Annotated in this window: 26 protein-coding genes and 1 tRNA gene; 9 read left to right on the forward strand and 18 right to left on the reverse strand. The window is 67.2% G+C overall.

Going from position 1 to position 24,533, the window contains the following annotated elements; all coding sequences use genetic code 11:
- Positions 1–4: 4 nt before the first annotated feature.
- Both AC51BJ_RS16880 and tsaE read right to left on the reverse strand, forming a co-directional pair.
- Positions 5–1,360: an N-acetylmuramoyl-L-alanine amidase gene (locus AC51BJ_RS16880; protein WP_024300815.1), complete on the reverse strand. Its 1,356-nt coding sequence runs from the start codon at positions 1,358–1,360 to the stop codon at positions 5–7.
- Complete coding sequence (gene tsaE, locus AC51BJ_RS16885) at positions 1,309–1,821, reverse strand: tRNA (adenosine(37)-N6)-threonylcarbamoyltransferase complex ATPase subunit type 1 TsaE (protein ID WP_496281007.1); 513 nt, start codon at positions 1,819–1,821, stop codon at positions 1,309–1,311. The genes AC51BJ_RS16880 and tsaE overlap by 52 nt, the downstream gene beginning before the upstream one ends.
- 54 nt (positions 1,822–1,875) lie before the next feature.
- Here tsaE and queG point away from each other — a divergent pair, with 54 nt between their 5' ends.
- Both queG and AC51BJ_RS16895 read left to right on the forward strand, forming a co-directional pair.
- Positions 1,876–2,955 (forward strand): tRNA epoxyqueuosine(34) reductase QueG, encoded by a 1,080-nt coding sequence (gene queG, locus AC51BJ_RS16890; RefSeq protein WP_496281008.1) that lies wholly within the window; start codon positions 1,876–1,878, stop codon positions 2,953–2,955.
- Positions 2,952–3,152: a SlyX family protein gene (locus tag AC51BJ_RS16895; protein WP_019916815.1), complete on the forward strand. Its 201-nt coding sequence runs from the start codon at positions 2,952–2,954 to the stop codon at positions 3,150–3,152. The genes queG and AC51BJ_RS16895 overlap by 4 nt, the downstream gene beginning before the upstream one ends.
- A 9-nt stretch (positions 3,153–3,161) precedes the next feature.
- Here the strand turns inward: AC51BJ_RS16895 and gluQRS are convergent, their stop codons facing one another.
- A complete protein-coding gene (gene gluQRS / locus AC51BJ_RS16900) occupies positions 3,162–4,046 on the reverse strand; it encodes a tRNA glutamyl-Q(34) synthetase GluQRS (RefSeq protein WP_496281009.1) in 885 nt (294 codons plus the stop codon).
- A gap of 39 nt (positions 4,047–4,085) precedes the next feature.
- On the opposite strand from gluQRS, the gene trxA reads away from it, so the two are divergent.
- Complete coding sequence (trxA, locus tag AC51BJ_RS16905) at positions 4,086–4,463, forward strand: thioredoxin (RefSeq protein WP_020165826.1); 378 nt, start codon at positions 4,086–4,088, stop codon at positions 4,461–4,463.
- A gap of 30 nt (positions 4,464–4,493) precedes the next feature.
- On the opposite strand, the gene AC51BJ_RS16910 is transcribed toward trxA, so the two are convergent.
- Positions 4,494–5,138 carry a glutathione S-transferase family protein gene (locus tag AC51BJ_RS16910; RefSeq protein ID WP_496281010.1) on the reverse strand — a complete coding sequence of 215 codons (645 nt, stop codon included), beginning with the start codon at positions 5,136–5,138 and terminating at the stop codon, positions 4,494–4,496.
- A gap of 231 nt (positions 5,139–5,369) precedes the next feature.
- Here AC51BJ_RS16910 and AC51BJ_RS16915 point away from each other — a divergent pair, with 231 nt between their 5' ends.
- Positions 5,370–7,196 carry a thioredoxin domain-containing protein gene (locus AC51BJ_RS16915; RefSeq protein WP_496281011.1) on the forward strand — a complete coding sequence of 609 codons (1,827 nt, stop codon included), beginning with the start codon at positions 5,370–5,372 and terminating at the stop codon, positions 7,194–7,196.
- A 21-nt stretch (positions 7,197–7,217) separates the two neighbouring features.
- On the opposite strand, the gene AC51BJ_RS16920 is transcribed toward AC51BJ_RS16915, so the two are convergent.
- The 9 genes from AC51BJ_RS16920 to AC51BJ_RS16960 form a co-directional block, all read right to left on the reverse strand.
- Complete coding sequence (locus AC51BJ_RS16920) at positions 7,218–7,715, reverse strand: DUF1579 domain-containing protein (RefSeq protein ID WP_496281012.1); 498 nt, start codon at positions 7,713–7,715, stop codon at positions 7,218–7,220.
- Positions 7,716–7,861: 146 nt separating this feature from the next.
- Positions 7,862–8,953: a redox-regulated ATPase YchF gene (gene ychF, locus AC51BJ_RS16925; protein ID WP_496281013.1), complete on the reverse strand. Its 1,092-nt coding sequence runs from the start codon at positions 8,951–8,953 to the stop codon at positions 7,862–7,864.
- Positions 8,954–8,968: 15 nt separating this feature from the next.
- Positions 8,969–9,595 carry an aminoacyl-tRNA hydrolase gene (gene pth, locus AC51BJ_RS16930; RefSeq protein ID WP_496281014.1) on the reverse strand — a complete coding sequence of 209 codons (627 nt, stop codon included), beginning with the start codon at positions 9,593–9,595 and terminating at the stop codon, positions 8,969–8,971.
- Positions 9,596–9,604: 9 nt separating this feature from the next.
- A complete protein-coding gene (locus AC51BJ_RS16935; RefSeq protein ID WP_304005279.1) occupies positions 9,605–10,213 on the reverse strand; it encodes a 50S ribosomal protein L25/general stress protein Ctc in 609 nt (202 codons plus the stop codon).
- Positions 10,214–10,274: 61 nt separating this feature from the next.
- The gene (locus AC51BJ_RS16940) at positions 10,275–11,225 is read right to left on the reverse strand and encodes a ribose-phosphate pyrophosphokinase (RefSeq protein WP_019916805.1); all 951 of its coding nucleotides are present in this window, start codon (positions 11,223–11,225) and stop codon (positions 10,275–10,277) included.
- A 156-nt stretch (positions 11,226–11,381) separates the two neighbouring features.
- Positions 11,382–11,458: transfer RNA gene (locus AC51BJ_RS16945), tRNA-Gln, on the reverse strand.
- 41 nt (positions 11,459–11,499) lie between these two features.
- On the reverse strand, positions 11,500–12,396 hold the full coding sequence (gene ispE / locus AC51BJ_RS16950; protein ID WP_496281015.1) for a 4-(cytidine 5'-diphospho)-2-C-methyl-D-erythritol kinase: 897 nt from the start codon (positions 12,394–12,396) through the stop codon (positions 11,500–11,502).
- Positions 12,393–12,977, reverse strand: a complete 585-nt coding sequence (gene lolB, locus AC51BJ_RS16955) for a lipoprotein insertase outer membrane protein LolB (protein ID WP_496281016.1) — start codon at positions 12,975–12,977, stop codon at positions 12,393–12,395. Before lolB ends, ispE begins: the two co-directional genes overlap by 4 nt.
- Entirely contained in the window at positions 12,977–14,710 is a 1,734-nt protein-coding gene (locus AC51BJ_RS16960; protein WP_304011919.1) for a tetratricopeptide repeat protein, read from the reverse strand. Before AC51BJ_RS16960 ends, lolB begins: the two co-directional genes overlap by 1 nt.
- Before the next feature lie 185 nt (positions 14,711–14,895).
- On the opposite strand from AC51BJ_RS16960, the gene mutM reads away from it, so the two are divergent.
- Together mutM and AC51BJ_RS16970 are read left to right on the forward strand one after the other, a co-directional pair.
- Positions 14,896–15,708 carry a bifunctional DNA-formamidopyrimidine glycosylase/DNA-(apurinic or apyrimidinic site) lyase gene (gene mutM, locus AC51BJ_RS16965; RefSeq protein ID WP_496281017.1) on the forward strand — a complete coding sequence of 271 codons (813 nt, stop codon included), beginning with the start codon at positions 14,896–14,898 and terminating at the stop codon, positions 15,706–15,708.
- 46 nt (positions 15,709–15,754) lie between these two features.
- Positions 15,755–17,710 (forward strand): dynamin family protein, encoded by a 1,956-nt coding sequence (locus tag AC51BJ_RS16970; protein WP_496281018.1) that lies wholly within the window; start codon positions 15,755–15,757, stop codon positions 17,708–17,710.
- Positions 17,711–17,731: 21 nt separating this feature from the next.
- Here the strand turns inward: AC51BJ_RS16970 and AC51BJ_RS16975 are convergent, their stop codons facing one another.
- The 5 genes from AC51BJ_RS16975 to AC51BJ_RS16995 all read right to left on the reverse strand — a co-directional run bounded on the left by AC51BJ_RS16975 (position 17,732) and on the right by AC51BJ_RS16995 (position 21,823).
- Complete coding sequence (locus AC51BJ_RS16975) at positions 17,732–17,983, reverse strand: YfhL family 4Fe-4S dicluster ferredoxin (RefSeq protein WP_024300811.1); 252 nt, start codon at positions 17,981–17,983, stop codon at positions 17,732–17,734.
- A 1-nt stretch (position 17,984) separates the two neighbouring features.
- On the reverse strand, positions 17,985–18,485 hold the full coding sequence (coaD, locus tag AC51BJ_RS16980; RefSeq protein ID WP_496281019.1) for a pantetheine-phosphate adenylyltransferase: 501 nt from the start codon (positions 18,483–18,485) through the stop codon (positions 17,985–17,987).
- Complete coding sequence (gene rsmD, locus AC51BJ_RS16985) at positions 18,482–19,015, reverse strand: 16S rRNA (guanine(966)-N(2))-methyltransferase RsmD (protein WP_304011907.1); 534 nt, start codon at positions 19,013–19,015, stop codon at positions 18,482–18,484. Before rsmD ends, coaD begins: the two co-directional genes overlap by 4 nt.
- 82 nt (positions 19,016–19,097) lie before the next feature.
- Positions 19,098–20,438 carry a M16 family metallopeptidase gene (locus AC51BJ_RS16990; protein ID WP_496281020.1) on the reverse strand — a complete coding sequence of 447 codons (1,341 nt, stop codon included), beginning with the start codon at positions 20,436–20,438 and terminating at the stop codon, positions 19,098–19,100.
- Entirely contained in the window at positions 20,438–21,823 is a 1,386-nt protein-coding gene (locus tag AC51BJ_RS16995) for a M16 family metallopeptidase (RefSeq protein ID WP_496281021.1), read from the reverse strand. Before AC51BJ_RS16995 ends, AC51BJ_RS16990 begins: the two co-directional genes overlap by 1 nt.
- Before the next feature lie 107 nt (positions 21,824–21,930).
- Here AC51BJ_RS16995 and ftsY point away from each other — a divergent pair, with 107 nt between their 5' ends.
- Genes ftsY through ftsX form a run of 3 tightly spaced genes read left to right on the forward strand, consistent with a single transcriptional unit; the run spans position 21,931 to position 24,531 of the window.
- Positions 21,931–22,977 carry a signal recognition particle-docking protein FtsY gene (gene ftsY / locus AC51BJ_RS17000; protein WP_496281022.1) on the forward strand — a complete coding sequence of 349 codons (1,047 nt, stop codon included), beginning with the start codon at positions 21,931–21,933 and terminating at the stop codon, positions 22,975–22,977.
- A gap of 7 nt (positions 22,978–22,984) precedes the next feature.
- Entirely contained in the window at positions 22,985–23,635 is a 651-nt protein-coding gene (locus tag AC51BJ_RS17005) for a cell division ATP-binding protein FtsE (RefSeq protein ID WP_020165844.1), read from the forward strand.
- Positions 23,632–24,531: a permease-like cell division protein FtsX gene (gene ftsX, locus AC51BJ_RS17010; protein ID WP_496281023.1), complete on the forward strand. Its 900-nt coding sequence runs from the start codon at positions 23,632–23,634 to the stop codon at positions 24,529–24,531. The genes AC51BJ_RS17005 and ftsX overlap by 4 nt, the downstream gene beginning before the upstream one ends.
- Positions 24,532–24,533 lie beyond the last annotated feature (2 nt).

Below are 24,533 nucleotides of genomic sequence, written 5' to 3' on the forward strand. Positions count from 1 at the left end.
CCGCTTACAGCGACGCCAGCCGCGACTTGGCCATCGGCGGATTCTTCGCCAGATAGCGGCGGATGCCGCGCAGGATGGCGTCGGCCAGCTTGTCCTGGTAGGCGTCGTCGGTCAGCCGCTTCTCTTCTTCCGGGTTGGAAATGAAGGCGGTCTCGACCAGGATGGACGGAATGTCCGGCGCCTTCAGCACGGCGAAGCCGGCCTGCTCGACATGCGGCTTGTGCAGCGTGTTCACGCCGCCCAGTTCGCCCAGCACGGCGCGGCCCAGCTTCATCGAATCGTTCATCGTCGCCGTCTGCGACAGGTCGAGCAGCGTGCGCGCGAGATAGGGGTCCTTGACGTCGAGATTGACGCCGCCGATCAGGTCGGCCGAGTTCTCGCGCTGCGCCAGCCAGCGCGCGGCCGAACTGGTGGCGCCACGGTCGGACAGCACGAACACCGAACTGCCGCGCGCATCGGGCCGCACGAAGGCGTCAGCGTGGATGGACACGAACAGGTCGGCGCGCACGCGGCGCGCCTTGGCGACGCGAGTGCCCAGCGGCACGAAGAAATCGGCGTCGCGCGTCAGTACGGCGCGCATCGTCGGGTCGGCGTCTATCTTTTTCTGCAGGCGCTGTGCCACTTCCAGCGTCACGTTCTTCTCGTAGCTGCCGCCACGGCCAACCGCACCGGGGTCTTCACCGCCATGGCCGGGGTCGAGCACGATGGTGACGAGGCGACTCACGTCGACCTCCGTCTTCTTGCTGCCCGCATCGCGCGACGCGGTCTGATTCGCCGGTTCGGGTGCCGGCTCGGCCGCCTGCGACTGTGCAGGCGCGTCGGGCTGGTCGGGTGCGACGTCGCCCTGGTACTGGATGTCGCCCTGACGCGCGAGCTGCATCAGCGGGTCGATGGGCTGCGACGGATAGATGTCCATCACCAGCCGGTGACCGTACTGACCGACCGGCGCCAGCGTGAATACCTGCGGCTTCACCTCGGTCTTCAGCTCCATCACAAGCCGCACCACGCCCGGCTTGTTGCGGCCGGCGCGGATGAGCTTGATGTAGGGATCGGTATCGGAAATCTTGCCCGGCAGGCTGCCGAGCACGTTGTTCAGCTCCACGCCCTCGATGTCGATCACCAGGCGTTCCGGGTTCTGCACTGTGAAGTGCGCGAACTTCAACGCGTCGCGGGATTCCAGCGTGATGCGGGTATATTCCAGCGACGGCCAGACGCGGACGGCCAGCAGCGAGGTGGCGGCAGCGCGCCCGACCGGGCTCACCGACAGCAGCAGCGCAGCGCCGGAAAACCCGAGAAAATCGCGCCGGCTCAGGTCGCGGGCGGAAGTCCTTCCGCGGCGACGGACAAACGGCTTAAACATGCCCGACCTCCTTCGCTGCCGGCGGACAGCCGCGCACGGCGCGCTTCGCCGACCATGGCGAGCGCGATGCGCAGATCGGGCTGCGGCAGATGCGCGCCCGCCTTGTCCGGCCATTCGACCAGACAGACGCCCGCGCTTTCGCCGGTTTGCCCGAAGTATTCGTCCAGACCTGCTTCGATGAATTCATCCGGATGCGTGAAGCGATAAAAATCAAAGTGATACAACGGGAAGTTTAAGCTAGAAATAGCATACGATTCAAGCAAAGTGAAGGTCGGACTTTTTACCTTTCCCGTGTGGCCCAGCGCCCTGAGCAGCCCGCGCACCAGCGTGGTCTTGCCGGCGCCCAGGTCGCCGTCCAGAAATACGCACAGTCCGGGCGCCAGCGCGCGCGCCAGTTGCGCGCCCAGCGCCTCGGTGGCGGCGGTGTCGGCGAGGTCCATCGTCAGGGTCGAATCATTCATGGCGGTCTGCGCAAAATCGGATCGGCCGCCATTATCCGCCCGGGTGAGCGCGCGATGAGCGGCACCCTGCCCTGCAGCCCGGAAGAGCTGGTCGCGCACATCCGCGGCTGGGGGCGCGAACTGGGTTTCGCGTCGGTCGGTATCTCCGGCATCGATCTGGGCGAGGCGGAAACCCGGCTGCTCGACTGGCTGGCCGCCGGCCGCCACGGCGAACTGGACTACATGGCGCGCCACGGCGCGATGCGTGCACGCCCGGCCGAACTGGTGCCGGGCACGCTGTCGGTCATCAGCGCCCGCATGCCGTACTGGCCGGACGACGCTGTGGACGCACAGACCGTTCTGGACGATAGCGAACTGGGCTATGTGTCGCGCTACGCGCTCGGCCGCGATTACCACAAGGTGCTGCGCAGCCGGCTGCAGAAGCTGGCGGAACGGATCGAGAGCGTGGTCGGCCCGTTCGGCCACCGTGCATTTACCGATTCGGCGCCGGTGCTGGAAGTCGAGATCGCCCGCCGCGCCGCACTCGGCTGGCGCGGCAAGCACACGCTGCTGATCCACCGCGACGCCGGCTCGATGTTCTTCCTCGGCGAACTGTTCACCACGCTGCCGCTGCCACCCGACGCGCCGCAAGCCGACCACTGCGGCACCTGTACCCGCTGCATCGACGTCTGCCCGACCGGCGCCATCGTCGCGCCCTACCAGCTGGACGCGCGGCTATGCGTGTCCTACCTGACGATAGAACTGGACGGCCCGATTCCCGAGCCGCTACGCCCGGCGATCGGCAACCGCATCTACGGCTGCGACGACTGCCAGCTGGTGTGCCCGTGGAACCGCCACGCGGTCAAGGCCGTCGAGCCGGACTTCGCGGTGCGCAACGGTCTGGACCGCGCTTCGCTGGGTGAGCTGTTCGCCTGGTCGGAGGACGAATTCAACCGCCGGCTCGAAGGCAGCGCGATCCGCCGCATCGGCCATGAGCGCTGGCTGCGCAATATCGCGGTCGCCCTCGGCAACGCGCCGTCCTCCGCCGCCCATATCGCCGCGCTGCAGGCGCGTGCCGACCACGCATCACCGGTCGTGCGCGAACACGTCGCCTGGGCGCTGGCCCGCCAACATTCTCCGGACACACCGACATGACCGACCGCCTGAACGACCTCGAAGCCCGCATCGCGCTGATGGACGACATGCTGGACGCGCTGAACCGCACCGTGTTCGAGCAGCAGCGCGCCATCGAATCGCTGCAATTGCAGCTCAAGCACGTCTATGCGCAGGTGCAGGGCATGCAACCGGCCGAGCGCGCCGACGCGCAGCAGGACATTCCGCCGCACTACTGAGTCCCTCTGCTACTGCGTCCCGGACAGCGCGGTCAGCGTCCACCGCTGCACCGCCCACGTGAGCAGATCCTCACGCCCCGAGGCCACGATGTCGGTTGGCGGCGGGTGACGCAGAAAGGCGAGCGCCTCCGCCAGGTCGGTCAGCGCGTCGGCCGGTTCCAGCGCCGGCGCGCGTGTCTGCTTGGACAGCTTTTCGCCGTTCGCGTCGAGCACCACCGGTACGTGTGCGTAGCGCGGCTGCGGCAGGCCGAGCGCGCGCTGCACCAGGATCTGCCGAGGCGTCGAGGTGAGCAGATCGGCGCCGCGCACGACGTCGGTCACGCCCTGGTCGGCGTCATCCACCACCACCGCAAGCTGATAGGCGCAGTAGCCGTCGGCACGCCACAGCACGAAGTCGCCGGAATCCGCCGCCACATCGACCGCGATGCGACCGAGTACGCGGTCGTCGAACGCAACCTCGCCCGCGGGCACGCGCAACCGCCAGGCGCGTGGCGCGATGCCGGCGCGATCGCGGCAAGTGCCGGGGTAACGCCGTGCGCCATCGGAGGCCAGCGGCTGCGACTCCAGATCGCGGCGCGTGCAGACACAGCCGTAGGCCTGACCGCGGGCGACCAGAGCGTCGAGCGCGGCGCGATACCGCGCGGTACGCCGGCTCTGCCACACCACCTCGCCGTCCCAGTGCAGGCCCAGCGCGTCGAGCTGGCGCAGGATGGTGTCGGCAGCCTCGGGCGAACAGCGCGGCTCGTCCACGTCCTCGATGCGCAACAGCCAGCCGCCGCCGGCCGCGCGCGCATCCAGCCAGCTGGCCAGCGCCGCCACCAGCGAACCCTTGTGCAGCGGGCCGGTCGGACTGGGAGCAAAACGGCCGACATACGGGCGACGCTCGGCTACCATGCCGGCTCGCCCCCGAGCGATTCACACCCAAGGACCCCCATGGCCACCATCGAACTTACCGAAGACAGCTTCAACAGCACGGTCGAAAACAACCCTTTCGTCATCATCGATTTCTGGGCACCCTGGTGCGGCCCCTGCCGCAATTTTGCCCCGGTCTACGAAGCGGCGTCGGAAAAGTATCCGGACATCGTGTTCGCCAAGGTGAATACCGAAGAGGAACAGGGCATCGCCGCCGCCTTCGGCATCCGCTCGATTCCGACCCTGATGGTGTTCCGCGACCAGATCGTGCTGTACGGACAGCCGGGCGCGCTGCCCGCCGGTCAGTTCGAACAACTGATCGAACAAGCCAAGGCGCTGGACATGGACAAGGTGCGCGCCGAAGTGGCCGCCCAGCAGAGCGACGGCGCGACGTCCTGATCGCGGCGGGTGGCCGGCGGATCCGCCGGCTCAGCGATAGCCTTCTTCGGCCAGCACGCGGCGCACCACCGGCCGCTCGCGCATGCGCCGGTAGAAGGCGAGACAGCGTGACGGCAACAGCAGGCCGATGCGGTCGGCCCAGAAGGTGACGTAGAACAGCGCGGCGTCGGCGACCGTCAGGTCGTCGCCGAACAGCCGGCCGTCGTCGTCAATGCGCGCATCGATCAGTGTGACGGCGTCCGCCACCAGGGCCCGGCCCTGCGCCCTGACCGCCTCCAGCCACTGCGCCTTCGCCACGTCGTCCACGCCCGCCGACAGGTAACGCTCGGGCGTGAAGATGCGGGTGTAGCCAGCGCCATGCACGGTGCCCACGACATAAGTCATCAGATCGACGGCGCGCGCGGCGTCGAATGGCGACGCCGGCAGCAGCCGTGCGCGCGGGAACTGCCAGGCCAGCCACAGCGCGATGGACTGGAATTCGGTCAGCGCCGGCTCTTCGTCGATCTGCAGCACCGGAATCGTGCCCTTGGGGTTGATCGCCAGATATTCCGGGCGACGGTGATCGCCGGCAGGCAGGTTCACGACGTAAGCCTCGAACGGCAGCTCCAGATGTTCGAGCAGGATGTGGATGCCGGTCGAGCACGAGCCCGGCGTCATGTGGAAGCGCAATCGCATGGTCGGCCTCTGTCGGTGTGTGGCCGGCGCGCACCGCGCGCCGCATCTCTCCCGCACCGGAAAAGCAAGATGCGTGCAGCGCATGCACGGATCTTGCTGAGCGTCCCGCATCCGCCGGCCAGCGCGGATGCATGAGTCCGCTCGCCGGCCCGAATGTGGGCTTTGGCGTACGCGGCTGTCCTCATTGTCGCGTTCGCGCCGGCCGCACCTGCCGCCCGCGAAGGACATCCGATGAGCACCGACACCGCACTCGCACCGCGCAACCGACTGGCCGGTGAAACGTCCCCTTACCTGCAGCAGCACGCCGGCGATCCGGTGCACTGGTATCCGTGGGGCGAGACCGCCTTCGCCGAAGCGCGCCGGCTCGATCGCCCCATCCTGCTGTCGGTCGGCTACGCCTCCTGCCACTGGTGCCATGTGATGGCGCGCGAGTCCTTTGCCGATCCGGCCACGGCTGCCGCGGTGAATGAGGGCTTCATCGCCATCAAGGTGGACCGCGAGGAGCGACCGGACATCGACGGCCTCTACCAGCAGGCGCTGCAACGGCTGCGTCGCGGCAACGGCGGCTGGCCGCTCACCGTCTTCCTGTCGCCGCAGGGCGTGCCCTTCTACGGCGGCACCTATTTCCCGCGCGAGGCGTCCGGTGGGCAGAGTGCGCTGCGCGACGTCCTGGCATCGGTCAGCACCGTATGGACCGAAAGGCGCGCCGATCTGGCGCGCCAGGACGAAGCGCTGATTGCGGCGCTCAGCGCCGCCTTGCCGCAGCCCACCGGCGCGCCGCTGGACCCATCGGTGCAGGAGGAGGCGATACAGCAGCTGGCGGTCGCCTTCGACGCCCGGCACGGCGGCTTCGGCGGCGCGCCGAAGTTTCCGCATCCGACCGACCTCGACTTCCTGCTGCAGCTGGACAGCGACATCGGCACACCGTCGCCGCGCACGATGGCGCTGGAATCATTGCGTCACATCGCCGAAGGCGGTCTGTTCGACCAGCTCGGCGGCGGCTTCTTCCGCTACAGCGTCGATCCGGCCTGGCACATCCCGCACTTCGAAAAGATGCTGTGCGACTGCGCCATGCTGCTGCCGCTCTACGCCAATGCCTGGCGGGCGAGCGGCGAAGCGCTGTTCCGGCGCACCGCCGAACTCACCGTGGACTGGGCATTGCGCGAAATGCGCAGCGACGACGGACTGTTCTGCAGCGCCCTTGCCGCCGACGACGCCAGCGGCCGCGAAGGCGGCGCATATCTGTGGGAAGCCTCGGCGCTGCGCGAGATGCTGACACCGGTCGAATGGGATCTGTGCGCGGCACACTGGGGCCTGATCGATCCGCCCGGCTTCGAGGGGAAATTCTGGCATCTGCGCGTTGCCCGTCCGGCGGAAAAGCTCGCCGCGATGCTGGTCCAGCCGGTGGACGCGGTGCAGGCGGTGATAGACGAGGCACGCAGTCGTCTGCTGGAGCGACGCGACGAGCGCGGGCGCGCCGCACGTGACAGCAAGACACCGACCGCCTGGAACGCGCTGATGGTGAGCGCACTCGCCCACGCCGGCGCCGTACTGGGCCGCAGCGACTGGCTGAACGCCGCGCGCACGAGCTTCGACGCGCTGCGCGCGGCACGCTGGCGCGACGACGTGGGCGGCGCCGACCGCCTGCAGTCGCTGCCCGGCATCGACGGCTTTCTCGACGACCACGCCTTCCTGCTGGACGCGGCACTGACGCTGCACGATGCCGCGCCGCACGACGGCGACCTCGTCTTCGCCACACAGTTGGCCGAGGTGATGCTGCTGCGTTTCGAAGACGACGACAAGGGCGGTTTCTTCTTCACCGCCCACGACGCGCTGCCGCTGTTCCACCGCAGCAAACCCGCGCTCGACGCCGCCACGCCCGGTGGCAACGGCGTCGCCGCGCTGGCCTTGATCAGGCTGGCACGGCGTACCGGCAACACGCGCTACGTGAACGCGGCCGAGCGCTGCGTGCGCCTGTTTGCTGCCACCGTGCGAGCCGACCCGGCCAGCCACACCCGCCTGCTCATGGCCGCGCGCTGGCTGGACGAGGGACGTTGAGCAACGGCGCTATCGCGTCGCTCACGCCCCCAGCTGCCGGCGGTAACGGATACGCATGATGGGCGACCAGTTGCCCGCGGCGTCCTGCACGTGCGAAGACAAGGTGCGCTCGTCCGGGCCATGGACCTCTATCGTGTCGCGGTAGCGCGCGGTGCCGCTGCCGGAGAAGGCGGGTCCTTCGCTGTACAGCGACAGCACGCGGCCGGCGGCGTCCAGTTCGCCCTCGTACTGCCACAGCGTCGTCATCATCGACCCTGCCCAGTTGCCGACAAAGCGGCCTCCGTCTCCGCGCGTCGGGTCGAAGCCCAAGGTCATCAGAGTGCAGGCCGCGCTGCCATCCGGCATGTCACCGCGTCCCTCGAACAGCACCCACAGATCGCCGAGCGCGCGCACCGTTTCGCAGCCGCTCCAGCACGCGTCGTCCGGCCCTCCGTCGGCCACCGGTTCGCTCTTTCCGCGCCATGCGCCCTTGAACTGCTTCAGCCATCGATGCTGATCCTGCGCTTCGATCTTCATCATGTGCTCGCCCTCCATCCTGTCGTGACGCCTTTCCCGATGACCGGCGTATACGAAGTAGACGAAGCGGAGCGGGAAGATTCGACAGCGGACGAAAAAAAGCCCCGGCGACCACGGGTCGCCAGGGCTTTGCCAGAACGGAAGTGTGCTCAGACGTTGAACAGGAAGTTCAGCACGTCGCCGTCCTTGACTACGTATTCCTTGCCTTCGGCGCGCATCTTGCCGGCTTCCTTCGCGCCCTGCTCGCCCTTGAAGGCGATGAAGTCGTCGAAGGCGATGGTCTGGGCGCGGATGAAGCCGCGCTCGAAGTCGGTGTGAATGACGCCGGCAGCCTGCGGCGCCGTGTCGCCCTTGTGGATGGTCCAGGCGCGCACTTCCTTCACACCGGCAGTGAAGTAGGTCTGCAGGCCCAGCAGGTCGTAGCCGGCGCGGATGAGGCGGTTCAGGCCCGGCTCTTCGAGGCCGAGGTCGGCCAGGAAAGCCTTCTTGTCTTCGTCGTCGAGGTCGGCCAGTTCGGCTTCGATCTTCGCGCACACAGCCACCACGGGCGCACTTTCCTTCGCCGCGAACTCACGCAGACGATCGAGGTAGGGGTTGTTGTCAAAACCGTCTTCGAGCACGTTGCCGACATACATGGCGGGCTTGATCGTCAGCAGGCACATCGGCTTGACGATGGCCTTGTCGTCGTCGGACAGGTTCAGCGTGCGCGCCGGCTTGCCTTCGTTCAGGTGCGGCAGCAGCTTTTCCAGCACGGCGACCAGCTTGGCCGCGTCCTTGTCGCCGGCGCGCGCCTTCTTGGTGTCGCGCGCGATGGTGCGCTCGACGGCGGCGAGGTCGGCCAGCGCCAGTTCGGTCACGATGGTTTCGATGTCGGCGATCGGGTCGACACGGCCATTGACGTGCACCACGTTCTCGTCGTCGAAGCAGCGCACGACGTTAACGATGGCGTCGGTTTCGCGGATGTTGGCAAGAAACTGGTTGCCGAGGCCTTCGCCCTTGCTGGCACCGGCGACCAGACCGGCGATGTCGACGAATTCGACGATGGCCGGCTGTATCTTCTGCGGCTTCACGATTTCGGAAAGCTGCGCCAGGCGCGGGTCCGGCACCTCGACGATGCCGACGTTGGGCTCGATCGTGCAGAACGGGTAGTTCTCGGCGGCGATGCCGGCCTTGGTGAGCGCATTGAAAAGCGTGGACTTGCCGACATTGGGCAGGCCGACGATGCCGCATTTGAGGCTCATGTCTGGATTCCTTGATTAGGCACTCTTGGGCGCCTTGCCGGCGCCGGGCTTCGCGTTGAGCAGGGTGGACACGCGCGTCCAGTCGCCGGCGGCGATCATCGGCCAGGCGTCGAGCGCGCGCTCGATGGCGGCGTCGATGTCGCGCTGTTCCTCGATGCGCGGACGGTGCAGAACATAGTCGGCCACTTCCGATCCCAGTGCCAGCTGACGCGGATGGCCGATGCCGATGCGCAGCCGCCAGTAGTCGTGTGTGGCCAGGTGGGCGCTGATGTCTTTCAGTCCGTTGTGACCGCCGAGGCCACCGCCGAATTTCAGGCGCAGTTCGCCCGGCTGGATGTCGAGCTCATCGTGCACCACCAGTATTTCAGCCGGTGCGATGCGGAAGAAGCGGGCGAGCGCGCCGACCGACTGGCCGGAGCGGTTCATGAAGGTCTGCGGCAGCAATATCGTGATGCCGTCGGCACGCGACGAACCTGTGAAGCCGTTGAATCGCGCTTCACGGTTGAGCGTAACGCCCAGCTTGCGTGCCAGCCCCTCACAAAACCAAAACCCGGCGTTGTGCCGGGTTTCGGAATAGTCCGGACCGGGGTTGCCCAGTCCGACGACGAGCCGGGGCACGGCCTTGGAACCGTTCCCGGACATCGCCTGTGCTTACTTCTCTTCGCCGCCTTCGGCCGCGGCTTCGTCAGCCTTGGCGCCGCGCGGCAGCGTCAGCGTGACGATCACCGGGTCGGTGCCGTGGGTCAGCGCTTCGACGCCGGCCGGCAGCTTGATCTGCGACACGTGGATCGACTGGCCGACCGACAGGCCGGACAGGTCGACTTCGATGAATTCCGGCAGCTGGCTCGGCAGGCACTGCACGTCCAGTTCGTTCATCACGTGCGACACGATGCCACCCTGCAGCTTGACGCCCGGGGCCGCGTCGGCATTGACGAAGTGGAACGGCACCTTGGTGTGCAGCTTGTGCGTGGCATCGACGCGCTGGAAGTCGACGTGCAGCACCTGCAGCTTGTAGGCGTGCATCTGGGTGTCGCGCAGCAGCACCGTTTCCTTCGTGCCTTCGACGTTCAGCGTCAGCACGGACGCATGGAAAGCTTCCTTGCGCAGGGCGTGGAAGATTTCGTTGTGGTCGAGCGTGATCGGCGTGGCGGGCTTGTCGCCGCCGTAGATGATGGCCGGGACCTGGTCGGCGCGACGCAGGCGGCGGCTCGCTCCGGTGCCCTGCGCATCGCGCTTCTTGACGTTCATTTCGATGGACATGATGACTCCTGGTGGATGAAGGGTCGCCCGCGACCAGGCGACCCGGGGTGTCCCGCTTCAATTACTCCATGAAGAGGGACGAAACGGATTCCTCGTTGCTGATGCGCAGCAGGGTTTCGGCCAGCAGTTCGGCGATGGACACGACACGGATGCGGCCGCAGGCCTGGGCGGCCGGCGACAGCGGGATGGTGTCGGTCACGACCAGCTGGTCGAGGTCGGAATTCTGGATGCGGTTGACGGCCTCGCCGGACAGCACGGCGTGGGTACAGTAGGCGAGCACGCGGGCGGCGCCGTGTTCCTTCAGCGCCTGCGCCGCCTTGCACAGCGTGCCGGCGGTGTCGACCATGTCGTCCATGATGACGCAGGTGCGGCCGGTAACGTCGCCGATGATGTTCATCACTTCCGACACGTTCGCCTTCGGGCGACGCTTGTCGATGATGGCCAGGTCACATTCGAGGCGCTTGGCGAACGCACGCGCGCGCACCACGCCGCCGACGTCGGGCGAAACGGCCATCAGGTTGGGGTATTCCTGCTTCCAGATGTCGCCAAGCAGGATGGGCGTGGCGTAGATGTTATCGACCGGGATGTCGAAGAAGCCCTGAATCTGGTCGGCGTGAAGGTCCACCGTCAGCAGGCGCTGCACGCCCACGGCCTGCAGCATGTTGGCCACCACCTTGGCGGTGATCGGCACGCGCGCGCTGCGCGGGCGGCGATCCTGGCGGGCATAGCCGAAATAAGGCATCGCCGCGGTAATGCGGCCGGCCGAAGCGCGCTTCAGCGCATCGACCAGGATGACCAGTTCCATCAGGCTGTCGTTGGTCGGCGCACAGGTCGATTGCAGCACGAACACGTCCTTGCCGCGGACGTTCTCGAGGATTTCGACGTTGACTTCGCCGTCGGAGAAACGGCCCACCTGCGCGCGGCCGAGCGACATGTTGAGCCGCTTGGCAACGTCCGCCGCCAGTTTGGGGTTGGCGTTGCCGGTAAAGATCATCAGGCTGTCGTAAGCCATGCTGCCTCGCGAAACTCGGTGATTGCTGAATTGAAACCGGGAGAACCGGTCCTGCTCTTTCCAGGCGGATGACCGGTTTCAACCCGTCGGCATGCCTGCTGCCCTGAAAACACATCGGGCAGGCCCGCACTCCCTGCGGGCCCGCCCGATCAAATTTGGCTGAGGAGGAAGGATTCGAACCTTCGAATGCCGGAATCAAAATCCGGTGCCTTGACCAACTTGGCGACTCCCCAAACTCTGCATCGACCGCGTCGCGCTCTTGCGCCCCACGGTGTCAAACCATTGCAGTCATCCGGTACAGCGGGTGCTCGTCCAGCCCCTGTGCAACGAATCCCTGCCAGCCCGCCGGCCACGATGCCGACGACGCCTTCATCAAATCCTGTGCTGCCTGCAGATCGGCGCATTGTACAAACACGCACGCGCCCGAACCGCTCATTCTCACCGCGCCGCGCCCGACCAGTGCCGCCAGCATGTCGATGGCCTGTCTGACTTCCGGGTACAGCCTCGCTGCGACCGGCTCAAGATCGTTGCGCCCGAAAAGCGCCGCCGGATCGGCCGCTGCAGCAAAGTCCGCTATTGTGCAAGCTTCGGTATTTCGTGTCAATTCCGGGTCGGCAAAAATCCGTGGCGTCGGTACCGACACGCCCGGCGCCACCACCAGATAGGCCGCCGGCGGCAATTCGAGCGGCTGCAGCACCTCGCCGACGCCTTCGGCAAACGCGGCGCGGCCGAACACGAACACCGGCACGTCGGCGCCCAGCTGCAACCCCAGCGCCTGCAGCCGCGCGCGCGGCAGATCCAGTTCCCACAGTCGGTTCAACGCGAGCAGCACGGTCGCAGCGTCGGAACTGCCGCCGCCAACGCCACCGCCCATCGGCAGTCGCTTGTCCAGTTCGATGTCGACGCCACGCGGGCAGCCCGTCTCCGCCTGCAGCAGGCGGGCGGCACGCACACACAGGTCGTCGGCCTCGGGCAGGCCGGGCAGCGGGCTGACGCGCCTCACCTCGCCATCGTCCCGCGGAGAAAAGCGCAGGCGGTCGCCGAAATCGACGAAGCGGAAGGCGGTCTGCAGCAGGTGGTAGCCATCCGCGCGGCGGCCGGTCACGTGCAGGAACAGATTGATCTTGGCTGGCGCGTCGAGCCAGACCTGCCAGTCGATACGCGCAGTCACGGCAACGGGTACCAGGCGTCGATGCGCAGACGGAAGCTGTGTTCGCCGTCGCTGGCGTCGATCTGCCGCGGCAGCGCATCCGGGCCGTCGCCGTCGTACTCGGTTAATTCGACCCGCCACGACTGTTCGGTCAGCACGGCGACACGCCCGGCTGCGTCGCGCGATCGCACGTCGGCGCTCCCCGGCCGACCGGTCACCCAGTAGGCGGCCCGCGACAGCGGCAGTTCGGCGCCGAACACCGCACGCGACAGTTCGTCGAGCGTCGCCGCCTCGGTCACGCGCTGGCGCTCGTCGATCAGGCGCACGCCTTGCGGGTCGCGCACCAGCTGCGCCAGCACCTTGCCGAGCGGTCCGTTGATCTGAAGTTCGTCGCGGTCCTTCGCGTGCTGCCAGTCCAGCGCCGCCGAGGCGGTCTGTTCGGGTCCTTTGACAACGAAGCGCCCGCTCAGCGAAAAGGCGGGATTGGCCGCGTCACGCGCACGCTCGCGCAGCGCGAGCACCTGCGGATCTTCGACAGCCGGCGGCGGCAGCGCGGCACAACCGGCCAGCGCCAGCGCGCCGGCACACAGCAGCACCCGCATCACGGAATGTAGCGCTTGATGGTCGATTCCAGCGCGGCGTTGTCCGGGTGCTGCGCAGCAACCGTGCGCCACAGCTTCTCGGCGTCCTCGCGACGACCGAGCAGCCACTGCACTTCGCCGAGGTGAGCGGCGATTTCCGGATCGGGGCGGATCGCGAAGGCGCGCTCCAGATAGGTCAAGGCACCGTTCAGATCGCCGCGCCGGAACAGCACCCAACCCATGCTGTCGAGAATGAAGGGATCATCCGGCGCCAGTTCGAGCCCCTTGGCGATCAGCGCCTGCGCCTCGTCGAGGCGGATGTTGCGATCGGCGAGCGAATAGCCGAGCGCATTGTAGGCATGGGCATGATCCGGTTTCACCTCGATCACCCGGCGCAGCCGCTGTTCGGCGACCTCGATGCGGTTCTGCCGCTCGGCGATCATCGCCGTCTCATACAGCAGTTCCGCATTGTCCGGCTGCGCCACCAGCGCCTCTTCGAGCACGGCGTAACCTTCTTCGACCCGGTTCGCATCGCGCAGCAGCTGGAATTCCATCAGCGCCGAACGTGCCTTGTCACCGCCCGGCCGTGCGGCCAGATCGCGCAGGTGAGCGCGCGCTTCGTCGAGTCGCCCGGTGCGGCTGAGCAGCAGCACGTAACGCCCCTGCGCGCCGAGGTAGTGGTCACCCTGCCCGACCTGGCGATACCAGTCGAGCGCTTCGTCCGGCTGCTTCAGCTCCTCGGCCAGCTGCCCGAGATAGAGCTTGATCAGGTTCATGTCCTGATAGCGCAGCGTCAGCAGCCGCTTGAAATAGGTCTGCGCGCCGGCGTAGTCCTGCATCTGCATCGCCAGCACACCGACCGCGAACACGACGTCCGGGTTGTTCGGCGCGCCGCCGAGAATGTTCTCGAACTGCTTGCGCGCCTCCGGGAAATTGCGTTCGGCCACCAGCGAACGTGCATATTGCAGCCGCACGTCACGTGCCTGTGGATACTTCTTCAGGTAGTCGCCCATCAGCCGGGTCGCGGCGTGCGGATCGCTCTCGGCAGTGGCCTGCGCCTTCAGCAACAGGCCGGGTTCCCATTCCGGGCGCATGTCGTGCGCCTTGGTCGCGTCGGCCAGCGCCCGCTTCGGCTCGCGCGCCTGCATCGCGGCCTGCGAGCGCGCGAACCAGGCCTCCGGGTACTGCAGATAGGGCTCGGTCAGGCGATCGACCATGGCCAGCACCTCGGCCTTGTCCGACAGGCGCCCCAGCACACGGTTGAGCCGCAGCAGGCTTTCGCCGATCTGGTTGCCCTCCTGCGCGAGCAGGCTGGCGAGTTGCGGTTCGAGTTCCTGCGGCCGGTTCGCATTGACCAGCAGACCGGTCAGCATCTGCCGCGCCTGTACCGACTCGGGATCGAGTTCCAGCCAGAGCTGGGTGGCCTGCAGCGCGATGTCGTTCTGCCGGCTGAAGGCCGATATTTCGGCCGCGCGTTTGGCGATGCGCGGGTCGCGGGTGGACTGCGCCAGATCCATATAGGCGGACGCCGACAGACCCAGTTCGCCGCGCTGTGCCGCCACCTCGCCGAGCAGCAGCTGGTAGGTGATCTGGCGCGTCAGTTCGATTTCGGGCAGCTGCGGTGCGCGTGGCGGCGCGGCCTCTGCCGGAGCCTCGGTCGGCGCAGCCGCCACTGGCGGCCGCTTGGCGGTCTGCGCGCAGGCGCCGAGCACGAGAGGAAGAAGGACAGCGAGCAGGAGGGGTCGGGTCGTCATGGGCATGATCGCCAGTGGCCAGGGTGATTTCGCAACGGACTGAAGCGCTTACGGCCTTTGAGTGTGACGGCTAGAATTCGTTGCAGCGCCCCCGGCGCACCGCCCTATGCGGCGCCGATGCCGGAAACGGCTCCGATCTTATTCCAAAACACGTCCCCGCCGCCGTGCCGCGGCTCACCTTTCCGATGCCCGAACTGCCCGAAGTCGAAGTGACACGCCGTGGCATTGCCGCGCCCTTGACCGGTCGCGTGGCGACCGCGGTCACCCTCCGCAATGCGCGACTGCGCTGGCCGGTACCCGCCGACCTGCCCGCCACGCTGCCCGGCCAGACGCTGCGCGACATCGACCGGCGTGCCAAATACCTGCTGCTGCGCTTCGACCGCGGCACGCTCATCCTGCACCTCGGCATGTCCGGCAGTCTGCGCGTGCTCGACCGCGACGTGCCGGCGGGCACGCACGACCATGTCGACATCGTCTTCGGCGACCGCGTGCTGCGGCTGCGCGATCCCCGCCGCTTCGGTGCGGTGCTGTGGCACGAGGGCGCCGACGCGACCCACCCGCTGCTCGCCGGCCTCGGCCCCGAGCCGCTGGGCGACGATTTCAGCGCCGCCGGACTGCACGCCGCACTGACGCGGCGGCAGTGCGCGATCAAACTGGCCATCATGGACAGCGCAGTGGTGGTCGGCGTCGGCAACATCTACGCCTCGGAAAGCCTGTTCCGCGCGCGCCTGCGCCCGGGTATTGCGGCCCGGCGCCTGACCCGCCCGCAGTGCGCGCGCCTGTACGACGAAATCCGCGCCACGCTGCGCGACGCACTCGAGGCCGGTGGCAGCACACTGCGCGACTTCATGCATGCCGACGGCGAACCCGGCTATTTCCAGCAGTCCTATTTCGTCTACGGACGAGATGGCCAGCCCTGCCGCGTATGCGGCACGGCGGTGCGCAACCGCCGGATGGGCGGACGTTCGACCTTCTTCTGCCCGACCTGCCAGCGATAGCGCGCAGCGCCTGTGCTAGATTGACATTTGCGTGGAGGAGACGGCGATGGGCATGCAGGAGGAATTGTCGGCATATGGCGCCTGGCGTACGCGGGTCGAACAGACCATCGTGCGTCTGCGCGGCTGGCTGTTCGAAAGCAACCTGAACGACAGCCACAACGATCTGTGCATCGAACAGCTGCTGCAGAAGCTGCGCGACGACCGCCTGGTCGTGGCCTTCGTCGCCGAGTTCTCGCGCGGCAAGTCCGAACTGATCAATGCCGTCTTCTTCGGCGACCAGGGCGCGCGCGTGCTGCCGTCCAGCTCGGGCCGCACCACGATGTGCCCGACCGAACTGATGTACGACGGGTCTCGCCCGGCCTGCATAGACTTGCTGCCGATCGACACCCGGCGTGGCACCACCACGGTGTCCGACCTGAAATCACAGCCCGGCGCCTGGAAGCGCATCGAACTCGACACCACCTCGACGGTGGCCATGCAGCAGGCGCTGGGCCGGGTCAGCGAACAGCGCAAGGTGGCCATCGGCGAAGCCGAGGCACTGGGCTTCCGTATCGATCTGAGCGGCGAGAACGGCCTGCAGCCCGATTCGCAGGGCATGGTCGAGGTGCCGGCGTGGCGCCACGCCATCATCAATCTGCCGCACCCGCTGCTGCGCCAGGGGCTGGTCATCCTCGACACGCCGGGTCTGAACGCGATTGGCGCCGAACCCGAACTGACGTTGTCGCTGCTGCCGTCGGCGCACGCCGTGCTGTTCGTGCTGGGCATGGACACCGGTGTCACGCAGAGCGACCTCGGCGTCTGGAAGACGCACGTGACCGCGGCCGGTGGATCGCGTCAGGGCCGTATCGCCGTGCTGAACAAGATGGACAGTCTGTGGGACGGCCTGCGCTCCGAAACCCAGATCGAATCGGAAATCGCCCGCCAGATCGCCTCCTGTGCAGCCACGCTGGACATCCCGGAGTCGCGCGTGTTTCCGGTATCGGCGCAGAAGGGGCTGCTTGCGCGCATCCAGCATGACGGCGCGCTGCTTGCGCGCAGCCGTCTGCCGCAGCTCGAACGCGCACTGGTCGAGGATCTGCTGCCGGCCAAGCGCGACATCGTCGGCGCCGCCGTCGACAAGGACGCACGCGAGCTGATCGCCCGCACGCGCGAGGTGCTGGCAGGCCGCCGGCGCAGCATCGACGACCAGCTGGCCGAATTTTCCGACCTGCGCGGCAAGAACCGTGGCGTCATCCAGTACATGCTGAAGCGGGTGCGGGCGGAAAAGGAGGAGTTCGAACGCGGCCTCGAACGCTTCTATGCCACGCGCAACGTGTTCTCGTCGCAGACCAACGTGCTGTTCGCCCACCTCGGCATGGACGCGCTGCGCGCGCGCACCAACCACACGCGCGAACAGATGGAGGCGGCCAACTTCTCGCTGCAGCTGCGCGACGCGATGAACGCCTTCTTCGACGACGTGCGCGACAGCCTGACCCGCTCGGCCGCCAGCGTGGATGAAATCTTCCGCATGATGGAAGCGATGTACCAGCGCTTCTCGACCGAGCACGACCTGCGTCTGGGCGTGCCGGTGCCGTTCTCGGTCCATCGTTACGAAAAGGACATCACCCGGCTCGAAAAGGCCTTCCACCAGCAGTTCAATACCTGGCTGAACATGCTCACCACCGAAAAGCGCCAGCTCACGCAGCGCTTCTTCGAAACCGTCGCCGTGCAGGTGCGCAAGCACATGGAAGTGGTGAACCGCGACGTCGAGCACTGGCTGCGCGCCATCATGGCGCCGCTCGAGAACCAGGTGCGCGAACACCAGAAGCAGCTGAAGCGCCGGCTCGAAAGCGTGAAGCGCATCCACGAGGCGACCGACACGCTGGAAGAGCGGATCGAGGAACTGCGCCAGAACGGCGCGGCGATCGATCAGCAGCTGGAGGAACTGGCGCGTCTCGAAAGCGCGCTCGACTCGGCGCTCAAGGCACCGGTACTGCGGGTCATCTCGGCCGCGGCGGCCTGAGCACGCCGGGGCCGGCGAGCGTCAGGCCTTGGCGGTGAGGTGGTTGTACTTCTCCAGCAGCTGTTCGCGGGTCTCCTTGTGGTTCGGATCCAGCGGAATACAGTCGACCGGGCAGACCTGCTGGCACTGCGGCTCGTCGAAATGGCCGACGCACTCGGTGCACTTGGACGGATCGATCACATAGATTTCCGGTCCCTGCGAAATCGCCCCGTTCGGGCATTCCGGCTCGCACACATCGCAGTTGATGCATTCGTCGGTGATTATCAAAGACACTTCATTTGCCTCCACGCATTGCTTCAACCTTGTCGCTTATCCGCGCCAGCACCGACGGCTGCACGAACTTGCTGACGTCACCGCCCAGAGAGGCGATTTCCCGGACCATCGTGGCCGAGATGAACATGTATTGATCGGCTGGCGTCAGGAACACTGTTTCGACGTCCGGACGCAGCGCCCGGTTCATGCCGGCCATCTGAAATTCATACTCGAAGTCGGACACCGCGCGCAGGCCACGCACGATGATCCGCGCCTTGCACTCGCTCAGGAAGTCCATCAGCAGGCAGGAAAACCCGCGCACCTCGACGTTAGGATAGGCCGCGAGTATTTCGCGCGCCATGTCGACCCGTTCTTCGGTGTTGAAGAACGGCCGTTTGGAACGGCTTTCGGCGACGCCGACGATGACGCGGTCGAACATCGCCGCTGCGCGCCGCACAAGGTCCTCGTGGCCGCGCGTGATCGGGTCGAAAGTGCCCGGATAGACCGCAATGGTGCCGTTCATGATCGTTCCAGCAGCTGGTAATGGACTTGCCCCGCCCGCCCCTCGCGCGTCGCCCGGTAATCGCCGAGCGCCGGCACCGGCTGTTCGGCCTCGCAGTAGATCACCGCGTCGTCGGTCAGCAGGTGCGGCAGATGCGGTACCACGCGATCGAGCAGACCCTTGCCGTAGGGCGGGTCGAGAAAGAGTACATCGAAGCGCTGCGGTGGCTGGGCGGCGAATTCTAGCGCATCGCCCCTGACCAGCCTGACCTGTGGTGCGGGCAGCAGTTCGACCGCTTCGCGCAGCTTGCCGAATGCGCGGGCATCGCGCTCGACCAGCGTGACCGAGGCGGCGCCGCGGGACGCGGCCTCGAATCCGAGCACGCCGGTGCCGGCAAAGAGATCGAGGCAATGCAGCCCGTTCAGGTCCTGGCCCAGCCAGTTGAACAGGCGCTCGCGCACCGAATCCGGAGTGGGGCGCAGCCCCGGCACCGCCGCCACCGGAAGGAGGCGGCTGCGCCACTGGCCGCCGATGATGCGTATGCGGGACATGGCCGCGATTCTACCTGCGCGCCCGCTTGCACTTGTGGCGGCTTGTTTCGTGGTGCCGGGCGCCGCCGGCAGTGACCAACCCTCAGTCGCCGGCGACGATCACCCGCACCATGTGGTCGGCGGACAGGCGGCGCTGGAAGGCCTCCTTCACCTGTGCCGCCGTCACCGCCTCGACCCGCTCCTGGAATTTGCTGAGCCAGTCGAGCGGCAGGCCGTAGAAACCGATGGTCGCAAGGCTGTCGAGCAGCTTGCGGTTGCTGTCCAGGCGCAACGAGAAGCCATCGACCAGATTGCGCTTGGCCGCCTTCAGCTCGTCGACGGTCGGACCGTTGGCGATGAAGGACGCCAGCGTTTCATCGACCACCTTCAGCGCATCCGCCGCCTGTGCGCGCTGCGTCTGCAGACCGATCTGGAACGGGCCGGGCTGGCGCTGCGGGCTGAAGTAGCTGTAGACGCTGTAGGCGTAACCGCGCTTTTCGCGCACCTCCTTGGTCAGCCGCGATACGAAGCCGCCGCCGCCGAGGATGTAGTTGCCGACCTGCAGCGGAAAGAAGTCCGGGTCGCCGCGGCGGGTCACCGGCTGGCCGACGAAGATGTGGCTCTGGTTGGCCGGATGCGCTATGCGCTCGGTCGAGGCCTTGGGCATCGTCACCTCGGCGATCGGCGGCAGCGGTTCGCCGGCCGGCAGGTCGCCGGTCAGTTGCAGCGCGATCGCTTCCGCTTGTTCGCGCGTCACGTCGCCGACGATGGACACCACCGCCCGCGAGGCGACGTAATGGCGGCGGTAGTGCGCCAGCACATCGTCGCGGGTGATCGCGGCAATCGATTCAACGGTGGCGCTGCGGCCGTAGGGGTGGTCGCCGTAGAGCGCTTTCGCGAAACGCTTGGCGCCGATCTGGTCCGGCTTGGTGTCGGCTTCGCGCAGGCTGGCGATGGCACGCGCCTTCTCGCGTTCGAGCACGGCGGCCGGGAATTCGGGTGCGGTCAGCACGGTGCGCATCAGCGCCAGCGCGCCCTCGCGCTCGCGCGCACTGGCCAAAGTGCGCAGCGACAGGCCGGCGCGGTCGTTGTCGGCAGAGCCGGACAGGCGCGCACCCAGATCGCTCAGCTTTTCGGCCAGCGCGTCCTCGTCCAGGCCACCGGCACCGGAGTCGAGCAGACCATGGGTCATGCCGGCGAGGCCACTGCGACCCTCGGGGTCACGCGCCGAGCCGGCGTCGAAATCGACCTGCACGTCGAGTATCGGCAGCACGTGGCTTTCGACGAAATAGACGCGTGCGCCGTTGGCGGCGGTCCAGTGCTGGATATCGACATTGGCCAGCGCCGGCGTTGCGAACGCCAGCAGGCTGACGGCGCGCAGCAGCGCGCTGCGGAAGAATCGGATCATCGGAATCACCTGCAGGGAATCGTGGTGCGTACGCATCAGTGGCGCAGACCGGCCGGCTTGGCGCGGGGCTTCGCTTCGGGGTCGAGCGGCTGCGGATCGAGCACGGCGACGGTCAGCGTGTCGTCACCGAAATACTTGCGCGCGACCGCCTGCACTTCGTCGGCGGTGACCGAACGCAGCTTTTCCAGCATGCGGTCGGCGTCCTGCCAGCGGTAGCCGGACGCTTCCAGGCGGCCGATCTCCATCGCCTGCACATAGGTGGAATCGAGCTTGTAGATCTGCGAAGCGACGGTCAGCGTCTTGATGCGCTCGAGTTCGGCGGCCGACACGCCTTCGTCGGCGATGCGCTTCACTTCGGCCCGCAGCGCCGTCTCCAGTTCCGCCACCGTGTGCCCCTTGGCGGGCGTCCCGCCGAGCATGAAGGTGACCTCGCCGCGCGCGGTCGAGTCGTAATAGGCACCCACCTCGACGGCGATCTGACTGCTGCGCACCAGCGCGCGCGGCAGGCGCGACGCCGCGTGGCCGTCGAGAATGCCGGCCAGCACCTCCAGCGCATAGGGCTCGCGATCGTTCTCGACATCGCTCAGCTTCGGCACCTTCCACGCCATCGCCAGTTGCGGCAGTTCGGCCGGCGCCTTGACGGTAATGCGGCGCTCGCCGGTCTGCGGTGGTTCGGCGGTCACCTTGCGCACCGGTTGCGCAACCGGCTTCATGTGTCCGTAGTGCTTCTTCACCAGCTCGAACACCTTCTTGTGGTCGACGTCGCCGACCACCACCACGTAGGCATTGTTCGGCGCGTACCAGAGCCGGTACCAGTCACGCGCGTCGTCCGGACGCATGTTCTCCAGATCGTTCATCCAGCCGATGACCGGGCGGCGATAGGGGTGGGCGATGAAGGCGCTGGCCATCAGCTGTTCGTGCATCTGCGACTGCGGCTGGTCGTCAGTGCGCAGCCGACGCTCTTCCATCACCACTTTCAGCTCACGCGCGAACTCGTCGTCACCGATGACCAGATTGCGCATGCGGTCGGCTTCCAGCTCGATCATCTTCGGCAGTGCCGCCGCCGGCACGCGCTGGAAATAGGCGGTGTAGTCGTGGCTGGTGAAGGCGTTGTCGTTGCCGCCGGCACGGGCGACGATGTCGTTGAACTCGCCCGGCTTCAGTTTCTTCGTGCCCTTGAACATCATGTGTTCGAGCAGGTGGGCGATGCCGGTGGTGCCGTCCTTCTCGTCCATCGCACCGACGCGGTACCACACCATGTGCATCGCCACCGGCGCCCGTCGGTCTTCCTTGACGATGACGCGCAGGCCGTTGCTCAAGGTGGTTTCGAAGGGGTTGGCGCGGGCCGGTGACGCCACTGCAAGCGTCAGGGCCAGTGCGCCACACAGTACGATGCCATTGGAAAAACGGCGCAAATCCATCTGATACACTCTCCGCCAAAGTACGCGTTCCGGGCCAAACCCTTGATCGCGCCTGTATTTTCAAGCCGTGCGGCTGTCTGCACGGTGCTTCACTGACCGTCCCCCACATGTTTGGTTTCTTCAAGAAGGACAAGCCGGCCGCACCCGAAGCGGTCGCGCAGCCGGAAACTCCGCCGACTGCGGTCGCGCAGGATAGCGCGCCCGAGGCGGCCGCGCCGAAACTGTCCTGGGCGCAGCGCCTGCGCGCCGGGCTGTCGAAGACCCGCGCGCAACTCGGCGGCCAGCTCAGCGCGCTGTTTTCGCGCACCAAGGTCGACGACGAACTGCTGGAAGAGCTGGAAACCCTGCTCATCACCTCCGACGTCGGCCTGGACGCCACCACCCACCTGCTGGACGTGCTGCGCGAGCGGGTGCGCCGCGAGCGCATCGAAGACCCGGCCAGGCTGCGCGACGTGCTGAAGGAAGAGCTGACGAAGCTGATCGCGCCGCTGGAAAAGCCGCTCGATCTCGACGCGCACAAGCCCTTCATCATCATGATCGCGGGCGTCAACGGCGCCGGGAAGACCACCTCGATCGGCAAGCTGGCCAAGCATTTCCAGGCCCAGGGCAAGAGCGTACTGCTGGCTGCCGGCGACACTTTCCGCGCCGCCGCGCGCGAACAGCTGGAAACCTGGGGCGCGCGCAATAACGTGGCGGTGATCGCACAGGATTCCGGCGACCCGGCCGCAGTCGTGTTCGACGCGGTCAATGCCGCCCGCGCCCGCAATATCGATGTCGTGCTGGCCGACACCGCCGGCCGGCTGCCCACCCAGCTGCATCTGATGGACGAGATCGCCAAGGTGAAGCGGGTGATCGCCAAGGCCGACCCGACCGGCCCGCACGAAGTGCTGCTGGTGCTGGACGGCAATATCGGCCAGAACGCACTGGCCCAAGTAAAGGCCTTCGACGCCGCCATCGGCGTGACCGGCCTGGTCATGACCAAGCTGGACGGCACCGCGCGCGGCGGCGTCATCGCCGCCATCGCCAAGCAACACGCGCCGTCGCGCCCGATCGCGCTGCGCTACATCGGTGTCGGCGAAGGCGTGGACGACCTGCAGCCCTTCCGCGCCGGCGAATTCGTCGACGCGCTGTTCGACACCCCGCAAGGCGCCTGATCGACGCATGATCCGTTTCGAACAGGTCACCAAGCGTTACCCCGGCGGCCACACCGCGCTTGAACGCGTCGACATCGACATCGCACGCGGCGAAATGGTGGTGGTGACCGGCCACTCCGGCGCCGGCAAGAGCACGCTGCTCAAGCTGCTAGCGGTGCTCGAACGCCCGACCGAAGGCCAGGTGCTGGTCGGCGGCGAAAACGTGTCGGCGCTCAAGCGCGCCGCCCTGCCCTACTGGCGGCGCTCGATCGGGTTGATCATGCAGGACCAGCGCCTGCTGTTCGACCGCAGCGCCTTCGACAACGTGATGCTGCCGCTGGCCATCAGCAGTCACCCGCCGCGCGAAGCGGCGAAGCGGGTCAGCGCCGCGCTCGAGCGTGTGGGCCTGGCTGGCCGCGACAAGGCGATGCCGGTTGAACTGTCTGGCGGCGAACAGCAGCGCCTCACCATCGCCCGCGCCATCGTGAACCGGCCGCAGATCCTGCTCGCCGACGAACCGACCGCCCATCTCGACGACGCCTACGCGCGCGACATCGCCGACCTGTTCCGCTCCTTCAACGAGGCGGGCGTGACCGTGCTGCTGACCACGCACGACGGCGGACTGTTCGAACGCTACGCACCGCGCCGGCTGTCGCTGGCGCACGGGAAGCTGCAATGAACTGGCTGCGTCTGCAGATGCGCGCAGGGCTGCGCGCCGCCCGACAGATGGTCCGCCAGCCCTTCAACACGCTGCTGGCCGCCCTCGTGGTCGGCATCGCCGCAGCACTGCCGGCCACCGGCTACATGCTGCTCGGAAATCTGCAGCGGCTGGCGGGCAATGTCAGCGCAGCGCCGGAAATATCGGTGTTCATGCAGCCGGGCGCGAGCGCCGACGTGGTGAAAGACAGCGAGAAGAAGATCCGCGCCCTTGCCAGGGAGGGCCGCGTAGAACTGATTTCGCGCGACGCGGCGCTGAAGCGCTTCCGCGACAACGATGCGCTGGCGGAAATCCTCGACGCGCTGCCGGACAACCCCTTCGCCGACGCCTTCGTCGTGCGGCTGAAGAACGCCGACGCCGAGCGGCTCGAAGCGCTGCGCGCCGATCTGGCGAAGCTGCCCGAGGTCGAACACGTACAGCTCGATTCCGACTGGGCCAAGCGGCTGGACGCGCTGATCGCGCTCGGCCGGCAGGCACTCACCATGCTGGCCGGCGTGCTCGGCCTGGGTCTGGTCGCGGTGACCTTCAACACGATACGGCTGCAGTTGCTCACCCAGCGCGACGAGATCGAAGTGAGCCGCCTGCTCGGCGCCACCGACGCCTGGATACGTCGCCCCTTCCACTGGTTCGGCGCACTGCAGGGCCTGCTGGGCGGCGCGCTGGCTGGCCTTCTGACGCTGGTCGCGACCCGCATGCTGGCGCAGCCGATGAGCGAACTGGCTGGCCTCTACAGTCTGGAATTCGTGCTGCGTCCGCTGGCCGTGCTCGACTGGGCGGTGCTGCTGGCCCTCTGCGCACTGCTCGGCTGGCTGGGTGCCAGCGCCTCGGTGCGCCGCCACCTGTCGCGCATCGCCTGAGC

This window comes from Methyloversatilis sp. S146-33 (assembly GCF_059552495.1).